Here is a 15,263-nt window from a genome sequence, read left to right on the forward strand (position 1 = left end):
CTTTATGTCCCAAGATGCACACTCCTCGTCCTGGCCGGTGCTCAAGCGCCTGCTGGGTTATGTCAAGGAGCGCAAGCTCGGTCTGGTGGCCGCCATTATCGGCATGGCCGGCTATGCGGCCGTCGATACCACCTTTGTCTATTCCATCAAGCCGCTGATCGACGAGGGACTCACCGGTCAGGATCCCGATGTACTGAAGTGGATGCCGTTGTTCGTGATTGGCATCGTATTTCTGCGCGGCGTCTGTACCTTTTTGTCCGGCTATTGCATGGCCTGGGTCGGCAACCATGTGGTGATGTCGCTGCAGCAGCAGGTGTTCGGCAAGCTGATGGCGATGCCGGTGGCGTTTTTCGACCGCAATAATAGCGGTAACCTGCTGTCCAAGGTGACCTACGATGCCTCCCAGGTGTCGTCGGCGGCCAGTTCGACCCTGGTGACCCTGGTGCGCGAAGGCGCCACCGTCATCGGCCTGCTGGGGCTGATGTTTTATCACTCCTGGCAGCTGTCGCTGATCTTCTTCGCGGTCGGCCCCGTGGTCGGGGTGATGATAGCGGTGATCAGCCGCCGCTTTCGGCGCCTCAGTCGCGGCATGCAGGACGCCATGGGCAACATCACCAGCAGTACCGAACAGATGCTGAAGGGCCACAAGGAAGTGCTGATGTTCAACGGCCAGCAGGTGGAGTCGGGTCGTTTTCAGCGGGTCAGCAATGCGGTGCGGCAGCAGAACATGAAGATGGTGGCGGCGGACTCCATCGGCACGCCGCTGGTGCAGGTGATCGCCTCCAGTGCCCTGGCCATCCTGTTGTACGTGTCTACTTTCGACAACATTCAGGACCAGCTGACTCCCGGCACTTTTACCGTGATTGTCACCTCCATGATGATGCTGATGCGGCCGCTGAAGAGCCTGACCCAGGTCAATGCCTCCTACCAGCGCGGTATCGCCGCCTGTCAGAGCCTGTTCGGCCTGATCGACAGCGAAGGCGAGCAGGATACGGGCACCCGGCCTTTGGACCGGGCGCAGGGCCGCCTCGAATTCGATCGGGTCACCTTTACCTATCCCACCAAGGAAAATGCGGCGTTGAAGGAGGTCAGCTTTACCCTCGAGCCCGGCAAGACCATCGCGCTGGTGGGGCGTTCCGGCTCCGGCAAGAGCACCATCGCCAGCCTGCTGACCCGTTTCTACGATATCGATGACGGTGAAATCCGCCTCGATGGCGTGGATTTGCGCGAATACCGCCTGAGCGACCTGCGCCGCCAGTTTGCGCTGGTGTCCCAGCAGGTACACCTGTTCAACGACACCATCGCCAACAACATCGCCTATGCGGCCGAAGGCGAGTATAGCCGCGAGCAGATTATCGCGGCCGCGAAAGTGGCCTATGCGGATGAATTCATCAACAAGCTGGATCAGGGCTACGACACCATCATCGGCGAGAACGGCGCCAGCCTGTCCGGTGGCCAGCGTCAGCGTATCGCCATCGCCCGGGCGCTGCTGCGCAATGCGCCGTTGTTGATCCTGGACGAAGCCACCTCGCGCTGGATACCGAGTCGGAGCGCCATATTCAGGCGGCGCTGGATGCCCTGCGCAAGGACAGAACCGCGCTGGTGATTGCTCACCGATTGTCCACCATCGAAAGTGCCGACGAGATCCTGGTGATCGACGAAGGCCGGGTGGTGGAGCGGGGCTCTCACCTCGAACTGCTCGAACAGCAGGGCGTTTATGCCCAGCTCAGAAGCATCCAGTACGGCGAGGGCTGATGCAGGCCTGGTACCGGAAGCGCACCGGCTGGCTGTGGGGGCTGGCCCCCCTGAGTGGCCTCTTTGCGCTGATAAGCGCGGCGCGCCGCCGGCTGTTTCGTCACGGTATAAAAGCCCGCTACCGAGCACCGGTGCCGGTGATCGTGGTCGGTAACCTGACAGTGGGCGGCAACGGCAAGACGCCGCTGGTGGTGTGGCTGGTGGCATGGTTGCGCCGGCAGGGCTATACCCCCGGGGTGATCAGCCGTGGTTACGGTGGTAAAGCCGAGCGGTATCCGTTGTTGCTGAACGCGGATACCAGACCCGAGCAGGCCGGTGACGAGCCGGTGCTGATTTACCGGCGCACCGGCTGTCCGGTCGTGGTGGGACCCAAACGCTGCGAGGCGGCGGCGCTGCTGGCCGCTCAGGGAGTGGATATCATCATCAGCGACGACGGCCTGCAGCATTACGCCCTGGACCGGGATATCGAGCTGGTGGTGGTGGACGGCAAACGTCGTTTCGGCAACGGTCACCTGTTGCCGGTGGGGCCGCTGCGCGAAGGGCTGTGGCGGCTGAAGCAGGTGGATGCCATTATCAACAATGGCGGCCCCACCGACACCGGAGAATATCTGATGACGCTCGAGCCCGGCGCCTTGCAACCGGTCAGTGGCCAGCAGGCGGCCCCCGAGCCAGGCTCGAGTGTGCATGCCCTGGCGGGCATCGGTCATCCGCCGCGCTTTTTTGCTACGCTGGAGCAATTGGGCTTTGTGCTTGAGCAACGGCTGGCGCTGGCCGATCATCAGGCGGTCTCCCCGGATCGGTTGGCATCGCTGCGCCAGGCGCCCCTGCTGATCACCGAAAAAGACGCGGTCAAATGGCCGGGCGGCCATGAGGATACCTGGTTTTTACCGGTGGATGCCCGCTTGCCCGCCGCATTCGAACAATTGCTTTCAACTCGACTCAAGGAGCTAGATCATGGCGATTGACGCCAAACTGGTGGAAATCATTGCCTGCCCGGTATGCAAGGGCAAGCTACAGCTGGACCGTCAGCATAACGAACTGGTCTGCCGTTTCGACCGACTGGCTTACCCCATTACGGAAGACATACCGGTACTGCTGGAAAACCGGGCCCGCAAACTGAGCATGGACGAGCTGCCCGGATGAGCTTCGTGGTCGTGATCCCCGCCCGTTTCAGTTCGACCCGCCTGCCGGGCAAACCGCTGGCCGATATTCATGGCAAGCCGATGATCCTCCGAGTGGCGGAGCAGGCACAGCAAAGCGCCGCCGCTCGGGTGGTGGTGGCCACCGACGATGTCCGCATTCGTGATGCCCTGGCAAACAGCGGCGTCGAGGTCTGCATGACCGGCACGCATCATGAGTCCGGCACCGAACGCCTGGCCGAGGTGGTCGAGCTGCTGGCACTGGCGGCGGACGACATCGTGGTGAATGTGCAGGGCGATGAACCGCTGTTGCCGCCGGCACTGGTGGACCAGGTGGCCGGGCTGCTGGCCGGCAGTGATGCGCCCATGGCGACACTGGCGACACCGCTTGAACATGAGGACCAGCTGACCGATCCCAATGTGGTCAAGGTGGTGCAGACCCAGGCCGGGCGAGCGCTGTATTTCAGCCGCTCCGCCATTCCCTTCGACCGGGATGGCACGGCCGGCGGCACCCCGGATTTGAGCCACTGCCGGCGCCATATCGGCATTTATGCCTACCGGGCCGGCTTTATTCGCCGTTACCTGGCGTTACCGGTCAGTCCCTTGGAACAACTGGAAAAACTGGAGCAGCTGCGGGTGCTCTGGCATGGCGAGTCGATTGTACTGGCCGATGCCGCGGAAATTCCGCCACCGGGTGTCGATACGCCGGCGGATCTGGACGCGGTGCGTCGTCAACTGGCCTCTCGCTGAGACGAGGCCGGAAAAACGAGCAAAAAATTCTGCAATAAGAGAGTTAACGGGGTACATTGCCCCGCAGTTATGGCGACTAAACGTCACAAGGAAACGTTCGAGGAAGAATATGATTACCCTGGGTGAATACATCGTAAAGAATCAGGCTGAATATCCCAATGCCAGCGGTGAACTGACATCACTGCTGTCTTCCATTCGTCGCGCCGCCAAGGTGGTTAACCGGGAAATCAACCGGGCCGGCCTGGTAACCGATATCATCGGTGGCAGCAACGGCAGCGAAAACGTGCAGGGTGAGACGCAGCAGAAGCTGGATGTGTTTGCCAACGACATGTTCAAGGCCGCACTGGAAGCCCGGGGTGAAGTCTGTGGCATCGCCTCCGAGGAAGAAGACCACTTCGTGGCCTTCGATGACAAACGCCAGTGTAATGCCAAATACGTGGTGCTGATGGATCCGCTGGATGGTTCTTCGAACATCGACGTCAACGTGTCTGTCGGGACCATCTTCTCCATCTATCGTCGTATCAGCGAACCCGGTGAACCGGTGAACATCGAAGACTTCCTGCAGCCGGGCGTGAACCAGGTGGCGGCCGGCTACGTGGTCTACGGCTCCTCCACCATGCTGGTTTACACCACCGGTCATGGCGTGCATGGCTTTACCTATGATCCTACCCTGGGCTCCTTCTGCCTGTCTCACGAGAACATTCGCATTCCCGAGCAGGGCAGCATCTACTCCATCAACGAAGGCAACTACATCAAGTTCCCCGAAGGGGTGAAGAAGTACCTGAAGTTCTGTCAGGAGAAGGATGCGGACACCAGACGTCCCTATACTTCCCGTTATATCGGCTCTCTGGTATCGGACTTCCACCGGAATATGCTCAAGGGCGGCATCTATATCTATCCGTCCGGCACCAGTAACCCCAATGGCAAGCTGCGGTTGCTGTATGAGTGCAACCCGCTGGCATTCATGGCCGAGCAGGCCGGTGGCAAGGCCACCGATGGTTTCCGCCGTATCATGGAAATCAAGCCTACCGAGCTGCATCAGCGCACGCCCTACTTTGTGGGCTCGAGCAAGATGGTCGACAAGGCCGGCGAGCTGATGGCCCAGTACTCCAGCCAGGACGCGAAATAAGTCCGGATTAGCGGTTGGTTGACAAAAAGGCGCTTCGGCGCCTTTTTTGATTTTTCCGCTCGGTGAGGACCCATCTGTTATCAGGCACAAAAAAGGCCGGCATTGGATGCCGGCCTTTTGCTGTTTAGCGGTGACGCCTAATGGCGTTTATTTTTCAACCTGAGTCTTGAATTCGCGCTCGGGAGCACCGGTGTACAGCTGGCGCGGACGACCGATCTTCTGCTTGGGATCGGACATCATCTCGTTCCAGTGCGACATCCAGCCGACGGTACGAGACAGGGCGAAGATCACGGTGAACATGCTGGTAGGAATGCCGATGGCTTTCAGGATGATGCCCGAGTAGAAATCGACGTTCGGATACAGCTTGCGTTCGACGAAGTAGGGGTCGGACAGCGCGATACGCTCCAGCTCCATGGCCACGTCCAGCAGCGGATCTTCGATCTTGAGGTCGTCCAGCACTTCGTGACAGGTTTCACGCATCACGGTGGCACGGGGATCGAAGTTCTTGTATACCCGGTGGCCGAAGCCCATCAGACGGAAGGGGTCGTCCTTGTCCTTGGCGCGTGCAACAAACTCGGGAATGCGATCCACGGAGCCGATTTCTTCCAGCATCATCAGGCAGGCCTCGTTGGCGCCACCGTGAGCCGGGCCCCACAGCGACGCGATACCGGCGGCGATACAGGCAAAGGGATTGGCACCACTGGAGCCGGACAGACGCACGGTAGAGGTGGAGGCATTCTGCTCATGATCCGCATGCAGGGTAAAGATGCGGTCCATGGCGCGCTCGACGATGGGGTTGACCTTGTAGTCTTCGCAGGGCACGGCAAACATCATCTGCAGGAAGTTGGCCGCGTAGCTCAGATCATTGCGCGGATAAACGAACGGCTGACCGATGGAATACTTGTAGGCCATGGCAGAGATGGTCGGCATCTTGGCAATCAGGCGATAGGCAGCAATTTCCCGGTGTTCCTGGTTATTGATGTCCATCGGGTCATGATAGAAGGCAGACAGGCCGGCAATGACACCACAGACGATGGCCATGGGGTGGGCATCGCGGCGGTAGCCCTTGAAGAAGGACGACAGCTGCTCGTGTACCATGGTGTGTCGCATGATGGTGCGCTGGAACTGATCGAACTGCTTGGCAGTCGGCGCATCTCCATACAGCAGCAGATAGCAGACTTCCAGGTAGTTGGCATTTTGTGCCAGCTGGTCGATCGGGTAGCCGCGGTGCAGCAATATGCCCTTATCACCGTCGATATAGGTGATTTCGGACTGGCAGGATGCGGTAGCCATAAAACCGGGGTCGTAGGTAAAGTAGCCATGTGAGCCCAGTGAACTGATATCGATCACATCATAACCGGCAGTGCCTGAAGCGATAGGAAGCTCAATGGGCTCCTTGCCTGGCAAATGCAGTGTGGCCTTTTGGTCAGCCATAGCACGTCTCCTTTGCATTTTTATAATTAGGTCCACGGGTAGGGATTTTTATACCGATTAAATGAATTTTTAACCAGCATACCTCCCATGGTGCGGGCATATTGAAAACAGAAGAGGGGGGTAATGTCAATTTTCGTTCGCGGCGGCGATGGTTCGCTACGCCCGTTGTGCGATCGACTTTACACATTTGGCAATTGTTACCGCCCCTTTCGTTGTAATTGTCCCCCCCCCTCCATATACTGGCCGGCGAGGGTATATGGTGCAGTTTTGGATGTGTTGCAAGTGCAGAAGCTGGTGCCGTGAACGCCGTCGGCCACCTCGGTGCCAGTGTGCGCTTTCTGTCATATTCCCATTTCATATATCCGGGCTATATCTGTTAAAACAATAACTAACTGTGCTCAATGGAGCTAGTGGGCAAGACCGTGACTAAAAAACAGAGACCAGTAAACCTCGACCTACGGACTATTCGCCAACCTGTCGCTGCAATCGCATCCATCCTGCACCGGGTTTCCGGTGTCATCATGCTGTTCGCTCTCGCCATCCTGCTGTGGCTGCTCAGTTATTCGCTTTCTTCGGAAGCCGGATTTCTGGCAGTCGTGGATATTCTCGACGGTTTCTTCGTCGGCTTTATCCTCTGGGGTGTGTTGACTGCGCTGGCCTATCACATAGTGGGCGGCATTCGTCACCTCATTATGGACCTAGGCTACTGTGAAGAGCTGGAGTCGGGTGCGCTGAGTGCCAAAGTAGCATTCGGTGTGACCATCGTGTTGTCACTGCTGGCGGGGGTAATGGTATGGTAACCAATTCTGCAACCTTTGGCCGCAGCGGCGTACACGATTTCATGCTGATCCGCGCGACGGCCGTTATTATGACCTTATACACCCTCTATCTGGTGGGTTTCATTGCCTTTAACGACATTACCTATGATGTCTGGACGGGCTTCTTCGACAAGACCTTTACCAAGGTATTTACGCTACTGGCCTTGTCCAGCGTGCTGATGCACGGCTGGATTGGCGCCTGGCAGGTACTGTCTGACTATGTCAAGCCGGCCTTGTGGCGTGGCCTGGCCCAGTTTGGGGTAGTGGTTTTACTGCTGGTTTATGTGCTGACCGGCATCGTCGTACTGTGGGGTGTATAAGGTGACTATTGCAATTCGCGAATTCGATGCCGTGGTAATCGGCGCAGGCGGCGCCGGTATGCGCGCGGCCCTGCAAATAGCGGAATCCGGCAAGAGCTGTGCGCTGTTGTCCAAGGTGTTCCCGACTCGTTCCCATACCGTGTCCGCCCAGGGCGGGATCACGGTGGCGCTGGGCAATGCCCACGACGATAACTGGGAATGGCACATGTACGATACCGTCAAGGGTTCCGATTACATCGGTGACCAGGACGCCATCGAATTCATGTGCCAGACCGGCCCCGAGGCGATTCTCGAGCTGGAACAAATGGGCCTGCCCTTTTCCCGTTTCGACAACGGCAAGGTCTACCAGCGTCCTTTCGGTGGCCAGTCCAAGGCCTTCGGTGGTGAGCAGGCGGCCCGTACCGCCGCGGCTTCCGACCGTACCGGTCACGCCTTGCTGCATACGCTCTATCAGCAAAACGTCAAGCACAAGACCACCGTGTTTTCCGAGTGGTATGCGCTGGATCTGGTGAAAAACCAGGACGGCGACGTGGTCGGTTGTACCGCCATCGACATCGAAACCGGTGAAGTGGTGTACTTCAAGGCCAAGGCCACCATTCTGGCCACCGGCGGTGCCGGCCGTATCTTCCAGTCCACCACCAATGCCCATATCAATACCGGTGACGGTGTCGGTATGGCCCTGCGGGCCGGCGTTCCGGTGCAGGACATGGAAATGTGGCAGTTCCACCCCACCGGTATCGCCGGTGCCGGTGTGCTGGTGACCGAAGGCTGTCGTGGTGAAGGCGGTTATCTGCTGAACAAGGACGGTGAGCGTTTCATGGAGCGTTATGCTCCCAACGCCAAAGACCTTGCCGGTCGTGACGTGGTCGCCCGTTCCATGATGATCGAAATCCGCGAAGGCCGTGGTTGCGATGGTCCCTGGGGGCCGCACATCAAGCTGAAGCTGGATCACCTGGGCAAGGACGTACTCGAGTCCCGCCTGCCGGGTATCTGCGAACTGTCCCGTACCTTCGCACACGTGGATCCGGTGAAAGAACCGATTCCGGTTATCCCTACCTGTCACTACATGATGGGCGGTATTCCCACCAACGTTCACGGTCAGGCTCTGAAGACCGATGCCGATGGCAAGGACGTACCGGTGAAAGGCTTGTTCGCGGTCGGCGAAATCGCCTGCGTATCGGTACACGGTGCCAACCGTCTGGGCGGTAACTCGCTGCTGGATCTGGTGGTGTTTGGCCGTGCCGTGGGTCGTCACCTGACCGAAGCACTGGATCAGCTGGGCGATGTCCGCGCCGCCACCGAATCGGATCTGGAGCAGTCCCTGGCCCGCTACAACCGTTGGGAAAATACCCGCGACGGTGAAGACCCGGTACAGATCAAGAAAGATCTGCAGCAGTGCATGCAGAACAACTTCTCTGTATTCCGGGAAGGCGATGCCATGGCCGCCGGTCTGGCCGAGCTGAAAACCATCCGTGAACGTCTGAAAAATGCCCGTCTGGACGACACCAGCCGCGATTTCAATACCCAGCGGATCGAATGTCTGGAACTGGACAACCTGATGGAAACCGCCTACGCCACCGCCGTGGCCGCGAATTTCCGTACCGAAAGCCGGGGCGCTCACTCTCGCTTCGACTATCCGGAGCGTGACGACGAGAACTGGCTGTGCCATTCCTTGTACAGCCCGGAAACCGAGTCCATGACCAGACGGTCCGTGAATATGTCACCGAACACCCGTGACGCATTCCCGCCGAAAGCGCGTACTTACTAAGGGGAGGGGATGATGCAAGTTACTATTTCTGTATACCGCTACAATCCGGAAACCGATGCCAAGCCGCACATGAAGGACTATCGGCTGGACGTGGCCGAAGGCTCCGACATGATGGTGCTGGATGCCCTTATTGCGCTGAAGGAACAGGATGCAACCCTGGCGTTCCGTCGCTCCTGCCGGGAAGGGGTCTGTGGCTCCGATGGTCTGAACATGAATGGCAAGAACGGTCTGGCCTGTATCACTCCCTTGTCTGACCTGCTCAAGCAGGGCAACAAGGTGGTGATCCGTCCGCTGCCCGGTTTGCCGGTGGTGCGTGATCTGGTGGTCGACATGAGCCAGTTCTATACCCAGTGGGAAAAGATCAAGCCCTTCCTTATTGCCGACGACAAGCAGCCTCCCGCCCGCGAGCGGCTGCAATCACCGGAAGAACGTGCCCAGCTGGATGGTCTGTACGAGTGTATTCTGTGCGCTTGCTGCTCGACCTCCTGCCCGTCTTTCTGGTGGAATCCGGACAAGTTCATCGGTCCGGCCGGTTTGCTGGCCGCCTATCGCTGGCTGGCCGACAGCCGCGATACCGCGACCGATGCGCGACTGTCCGAACTGGATGACGCCTTCAGCGTATTCCGCTGTCATGGCATCATGAACTGCGTGAGCGTGTGTCCCAAGGGCCTGAACCCCACCAAGGCCATTGGTCATATCAAGTCCATGCTGTTGAAGCGGGCAGTGTAAACTGCTCAAGCTGTAACCCAGGCCGCCCTCCCCGGGCGGCTTTGACTCGACGACTAGAACGACAGTAATACTGTCGAGAAGTTAAAGGGATAAAGATGCACAATGGCGTAATGCAAGCCTGGCTGGAATCTTCTCACCTGGCCGGTGCCAATGCGACCTATGTAGAAGACCTTTATGAAACTTATCTTGCGGATCCTGACTCGGTTCCCGAGCAATGGAAGTCCGTGTTTGACGGCTTGCCCGCTCAGGAACAAAACGTTCAGGACCAACCTCATTCGCAAGTAAGAGACTATTTTCGCCGCCTCGCCAAAGACACTTCCCGTTATGCCACTCCGGTCAGCGATCCCCACACTGACGCTAAACAGGTTAAAGTTCTGCAGCTGATCAACGCCTACCGTTTTCGGGGCCATCAGAATGCGAACCTTGACCCGCTTGGGCTGTGGAACCGTGAAGTGGTGGCCGAGCTGGACCCGGCATACCATAACCTGACTGGCGCCGATCTCGACGCTACCTTCAACGTGGGTTCCTACGCCATCGGCAAGGAAACCATGAAGCTGAAGGATCTGGTGGCAGCGCTGAAAAAGACCTACTGCGGCTCCGTCGGCGCCGAGTACATGCACATTACCAGCACCGAAGAGAAGCGCTGGATCCAGGGTCGTCTGGAGCCGGTTGTCGGTGAGCCCCAGTTCAGTCAGGAAGACAAAAAGCGGTTTCTGGACAACCTGACCGCTGCCGAAGGCCTGGAAAAGTACCTGGGTGCCAAGTTCCCCGGTGCCAAGCGCTTCTCTCTCGAGGGCGGCGATGCCATGGTCCCGATGACCAAGGAACTGATCCGTCGCTTCGGTGAGAAGGGTGGCCGGGAAGTGGTGATCGGCATGGCCCACCGCGGTCGTCTGAACATGCTGGTCAACGTGCTGGGCAAGCGTCCTCAGGACCTGTTCGATGCCTTTGCCGGCAAATATGAAGTACAAAGCTCCGGTGACGTGAAATATCACATGGGTTTCAGCTCCGACTTCGACACCCCCGGAGGCCCGGTACACCTGGCGCTGGCGTTCAACCCCTCGCACCTGGAAATCGTCAACCCGGTGGTTATCGGCTCGGTACGTGCGCGCATGGACCGACTGGACAACCCGGATGGCCGTCAGGTGCTGCCGATCACCATTCACGGTGACTCGGCCTTTGCCGGTCAGGGTGTGGTCGCCGAGACCTTCAACATGTCGCTGACCCGCGGCTATGGCGTAGGCGGCACCATCCGTATCGTGATCAACAACCAGGTTGGCTTTACCACGTCCAACCCGCGCGATACCCGCTCCACCGAATACTGTACCGATATCGCCAAGATGGTGCAGGCGCCGATTTTCCACGTCAATGCGGATGATCCGGAAGCCGTGGTGCAGGTAACTCAGCTGGCGCTGGACTACCGTAACGAGTTTGGTCGCGATGTGGTGATCGATCTGGTCTGTTATCGCCGTCACGGTCACAACGAGGCCGATGAGCCGAGTGCGACCCAGCCGCTGATGTATCAGAAGATCAAGAAACACCCGACCCCGCGCAAGATTTATGCGGATAAGCTGATCGCCAAGGGTACCGTCTCTGCGGAAGACGCCACCTCCATGATCAACGAGTATCGTGACGCCCTGGATCACGGCGAGTGCGTGGTCAAGGAATGGCGACCGATGGAGAAGCACTCCGTCGACTGGACGCCTTATCTGGGCCACGAGTGGGACATGGCCTACGATTCGGCCTACCCGCTGGACAAGCTGAAAGATCTGGCCGAACGGGTGACCGATTACCCGGAGAGCCATACCCTGCAGCGTCAGGTGGGTAAAATCTACGCCGATCGCAAGCTGATGGCCAAAGGCGAGAAGCTGGCGGACTGGGGTTTTGCCGAAGTACTGGCTTATGCCACCTTGTGTGACAACGATTATGAAGTCCGGCTGACCGGTCAGGACTCGGGTCGGGGTACCTTCTTCCACCGCCATGCGGTTCTGCACAATCAGAACGATGCCAGCACCTATACCCCGCTGTGTCATCTGTCCGAGAATCAGGGCCAGTTTCAGGTGTATGACTCGGTACTGAGCGAAGAAGCGGTCATGGCGTTCGAATACGGCTATGCCACCGCCGAGCCGGAAGGCCTGACCGTGTGGGAAGCTCAGTTCGGTGACTTCGCCAACGGCGCCCAGGTGGTGATCGACCAGTTCCTGAGCTCCGGTGAGCAGAAATGGGGCCGGATGTGCGGTCTGACCCTCCTGTTGCCGCATGGCTACGAAGGTCAGGGACCTGAGCACTCCAGCGCCCGTCTGGAGCGTTATCTGCAGCTGTGCGCCGAGCACAACATGCAGGTCTGTGTGCCTACCACCCCGGCGCAGGTGTTCCACATGCTGCGTCGCCAGGTGCTGCGCCCCATGCGTCGCCCGCTGGTGGTGATGACGCCCAAGTCGCTGCTGCGTCATCCGCTGGCGGTATCCGAGCTGGAAAGCCTGGCGAGCGGTACTTTCCAGAATGCCATCGGTGAAATTGATGACCTGGATCCCAAAGGCGTCAAGCGTGTTGTTCTGTGTTCCGGCAAGGTGTATTACGATTTGCTGGAAACACGGCGCAAGAATGAACAAACGGATGTGGCCATTATTCGGATCGAGCAATTGTATCCGTTCCCTCAGGAAGAGGTTGCCGCGATTCTTGCCGACTACCAGCACGTGACCGATTTCGTCTGGTGTCAGGAAGAGCCGCAAAACCAGGGGGCCTGGTATTGCAGCCAGCACCATTTCTGGGCTGCTATTCCGAAGGGAGCCAACCTGCGCTACACCGGGCGTGAAGCCTCGGCATCACCGGCGGTAGGTTACACCTCTGTTCACTTACAACAACAAAAAGCGCTGGTTGAAGACGCACTGACGCTGACCAAAGCATAACGCACATAGGACATACTGATGACCATCGAAATCAAGGTTCCCGACCTTCCTGAATCTGTCGCCGATGCCACCATTGCCACCTGGCACAAGCAGCCGGGTGACCGGGTTGAGCGCGACGAAGTGATCGTCGATATCGAAACCGACAAAGTGGTACTGGAAGTGCCGGCTCCCGAAGCCGGCATCCTGGAAGCCATACTCGAAGACGCCGGCGCGACAGTGCTGGGTCAGCAGCTGATCGGCAAGCTCAAGCAGGGTGCCGTGGCCGGTGAAGCCACCAAAGAAAAGGCCGCTTCTTCCGCCAATGGTGAAGCCAGGGAAGAAAGCAAAGCCGACGCCAAGTCTGACGATGACAGCCTGAGCCCGGCGGTTCGCCGCCTGGTGGCAGAGCACGGCATCGACGTGACCAAGCTGTCCGGTTCCGGCAAGGGCGGTCGCATCACCAAGGAAGATGTGGAAGCCTTCATCAAGGGTGGCAACAAGCCTGCCGCCGCACCTGCTGCCAAGGCCGAAGCACCGGTAGTACCGCTGGGTGAGCGTACCGAGAAGCGGGTACCGATGACTCGTCTGCGCAAGCGAGTCGCCGAACGTCTGCTCGAAGCCAAGAACACCACCGCCATGCTGACGACCTTCAACGAAGTCAACATGGGTCCGATCATGAGCCTGCGCAAGCAGTATCAGGAGGTGTTCGAGAAGCGTCACGGCATTCGTCTGGGCTTCATGTCTTTCTATGTGAAGGCGGTAGTCGAGTCGCTCAAGCGTTACCCCGAAGTGAACGCGTCTATCGATGGCGACGATATCGTTTATCACAACTACTTCGATGTCAGCATCGCGGTATCCACTCCTCGTGGTCTGGTAACACCGGTACTGCGCGACTGTGATCGCCTGAGCCTGGCCGATATCGAGAAGAGCATCAAGGAACTGGCCATCAAGGGTCGTGACGGCAAGCTGACCGTGGACGACATGACTGGCGGTAACTTCACCATCACCAACGGTGGTGTGTTCGGTTCACTGATGTCTACGCCGATCATCAATCCGCCGCAAAGCGCCATTCTGGGTATGCACAAGATCCAGGATCGCCCGATGGCCGTTAACGGTAAAGTCGAAATCCAGCCGATGATGTATCTGGCACTGTCTTACGACCATCGTCTGATCGACGGCCGTGAGTCTGTGGGTTACCTTGTTTCCATCAAGGAACTGCTGGAAGACCCGACCCGCCTGCTGCTGGACGTATAACACAATAATAATGAGGTCGGGCTTTAGCCCGACCCTTTTTTATCCCTTTGACTAAAACACAATAACGGAAATACAACATACTCTAATCCCAACACAACAATGGACGCACAACATGAATTTGCATGAATATCAGGCAAAGAAATTGTTTGCCGAGTACGGTTTACCCGTGTCGGAAGGCTATGCATGTGATAATCCACAGGAAGCAGTGGAAGCCGCCAGCAAGATCGGTGGTAGTATGTGGGTGGTAAAATGTCAGGTTCATGCCGGAGGCCGAGGTAAGGCCGGCGGTGTCAAACTGGCTAAAACCAAAGAAGAGATTCGAGAATTCGCCGAACACTGGCTGGGTAAAAACCTGGTGACCTATCAGACCGATGCCAAAGGTCAGCCGGTTGCCAAGATCCTGGTCGAGTCTTGTACCGATATCGATAAAGAGTTGTATCTGGGCGCCGTGGTCGATCGTGGTACCCGTCGGGTTGTGTTCATGGCATCCACCGAAGGTGGTGTGGAAATAGAGAAGGTGGCCGAAGAGACGCCCGAACTGATCCACAAAGCCGCTATTGATCCCCTGGTTGGCCCGCAGGCTTACCAAGGCCGTGAACTGGCATTCAAACTGGGCCTCAAAGGCAACCAGATCAAGCAGTTCACCAACATTTTTCTGGGTCTGGGACAGATGTTCCTGGACTACGATTTCGCCCTGCTCGAAATCAATCCCCTGGTTATCACCTCCGCCGGCAATCTCCATTGCCTGGACGGCAAAATCAACATCGATTCCAACGCCCTCTACCGTCAGCCCAAACTGCGTGACATGCATGATTCGTCTCAGGACGATGCTCGCGAAGCCCATGCGGCCAAGTGGGAACTGAACTACGTGGCGCTGGACGGCAACATCGGTTGCATGGTCAACGGTGCCGGCCTGGCCATGGGCACCATGGACATCGTCAACCTGCACGGCGGTGCACCTGCCAACTTCCTGGATGTCGGTGGTGGCGCCACCAAGGAGCGGGTGACCGAAGCCTTCAAGATTATTCTCTCCGACAGCAATGTGAAAGCGGTGCTGGTCAACATCTTCGGTGGCATTGTCCGTTGCGACATGATTGCCGACGGCATCATCGGTGCGGTGAAAGAGGTGGGCGTAAAAGTCCCGGTGGTGGTGCGTCTGGAAGGCAACAATGCCGAAGCCGGCACCGCCAGGCTGGCCGAGTCCGGCCTGAACATCATCGCCGCCACCAGCCTGACCGACGCCGCCGTTCAGGTCGTCAACGCCGCACAGGGGAAATAA

12 protein-coding genes and 1 pseudogene are annotated in these 15,263 nt (G+C 58.3%); 12 read left to right on the forward strand and 1 reads right to left on the reverse strand.

What is annotated here, in order from left to right; genetic code table 11:
- Positions 1-4: 4 nt before the first annotated feature.
- The 5 genes and pseudogenes from msbA (at position 5) to fbp (ending at position 4,773) form a co-directional block, all read left to right on the forward strand.
- Positions 5-1,755: pseudogene (gene msbA / locus BFR47_RS09900) on the forward strand (lipid A ABC transporter ATP-binding protein/permease MsbA).
- A complete protein-coding gene (gene lpxK / locus BFR47_RS09905) occupies positions 1,755-2,720 on the forward strand; it encodes a tetraacyldisaccharide 4'-kinase (protein ID WP_071472917.1) in 966 nt (321 codons plus the stop codon). Before msbA ends, lpxK begins: the two are co-directional and overlap by 1 nt.
- Complete coding sequence (locus BFR47_RS09910) at positions 2,710-2,898, forward strand: Trm112 family protein (protein WP_071472918.1); 189 nt, start codon at positions 2,710-2,712, stop codon at positions 2,896-2,898. The genes lpxK and BFR47_RS09910 overlap by 11 nt, the downstream gene beginning before the upstream one ends.
- On the forward strand, positions 2,895-3,644 hold the full coding sequence (gene kdsB / locus BFR47_RS09915; RefSeq protein WP_071472919.1) for a 3-deoxy-manno-octulosonate cytidylyltransferase: 750 nt from the start codon (positions 2,895-2,897) through the stop codon (positions 3,642-3,644). The genes BFR47_RS09910 and kdsB overlap by 4 nt, the downstream gene beginning before the upstream one ends.
- Positions 3,645-3,753: 109 nt before the next feature.
- Positions 3,754-4,773, forward strand: coding sequence for a class 1 fructose-bisphosphatase (gene fbp / locus BFR47_RS09920; RefSeq protein ID WP_071472920.1), 1,020 nt, complete (start codon positions 3,754-3,756; stop codon positions 4,771-4,773).
- Between the two features lie 147 nt (positions 4,774-4,920).
- Here fbp and BFR47_RS09925 read toward each other — a convergent pair whose 3' ends face one another.
- The gene (locus BFR47_RS09925) at positions 4,921-6,207 is read right to left on the reverse strand and encodes a citrate synthase (protein WP_071472921.1); all 1,287 of its coding nucleotides are present in this window, start codon (positions 6,205-6,207) and stop codon (positions 4,921-4,923) included.
- A 401-nt stretch (positions 6,208-6,608) separates the two neighbouring features.
- Here BFR47_RS09925 and sdhC point away from each other — a divergent pair, with 401 nt between their 5' ends.
- The 7 genes from sdhC to sucC all read left to right on the forward strand — a co-directional run bounded on the left by sdhC (position 6,609) and on the right by sucC (position 15,263).
- Positions 6,609-7,007 (forward strand): succinate dehydrogenase cytochrome b556 subunit, encoded by a 399-nt coding sequence (gene sdhC, locus BFR47_RS09930; RefSeq protein ID WP_139215150.1) that lies wholly within the window; start codon positions 6,609-6,611, stop codon positions 7,005-7,007.
- Entirely contained in the window at positions 7,001-7,345 is a 345-nt protein-coding gene (gene sdhD, locus BFR47_RS09935) for a succinate dehydrogenase, hydrophobic membrane anchor protein (RefSeq protein WP_071472923.1), read from the forward strand. The genes sdhC and sdhD overlap by 7 nt, the downstream gene beginning before the upstream one ends.
- A 1-nt stretch (position 7,346) precedes the next feature.
- Entirely contained in the window at positions 7,347-9,113 is a 1,767-nt protein-coding gene (gene sdhA, locus BFR47_RS09940; RefSeq protein WP_071472935.1) for a succinate dehydrogenase flavoprotein subunit, read from the forward strand.
- Between the two features lie 12 nt (positions 9,114-9,125).
- The gene (locus BFR47_RS09945) at positions 9,126-9,842 is read left to right on the forward strand and encodes a succinate dehydrogenase iron-sulfur subunit (RefSeq protein WP_071472936.1); all 717 of its coding nucleotides are present in this window, start codon (positions 9,126-9,128) and stop codon (positions 9,840-9,842) included.
- A 95-nt stretch (positions 9,843-9,937) separates the two neighbouring features.
- Entirely contained in the window at positions 9,938-12,751 is a 2,814-nt protein-coding gene (gene sucA / locus BFR47_RS09950) for a 2-oxoglutarate dehydrogenase E1 component (protein ID WP_071472924.1), read from the forward strand.
- A gap of 18 nt (positions 12,752-12,769) precedes the next feature.
- Complete coding sequence (odhB, locus tag BFR47_RS09955) at positions 12,770-13,984, forward strand: 2-oxoglutarate dehydrogenase complex dihydrolipoyllysine-residue succinyltransferase (protein ID WP_071472925.1); 1,215 nt, start codon at positions 12,770-12,772, stop codon at positions 13,982-13,984.
- Positions 13,985-14,096: 112 nt separating this feature from the next.
- Positions 14,097-15,263, forward strand: a complete 1,167-nt coding sequence (gene sucC, locus BFR47_RS09960; protein ID WP_071472926.1) for an ADP-forming succinate--CoA ligase subunit beta — start codon at positions 14,097-14,099, stop codon at positions 15,261-15,263.

Source organism: Oceanisphaera psychrotolerans, assembly GCF_001870485.1.
Lineage (GTDB): Bacteria > Pseudomonadota > Gammaproteobacteria > Enterobacterales > Aeromonadaceae > Oceanimonas > Oceanimonas psychrotolerans.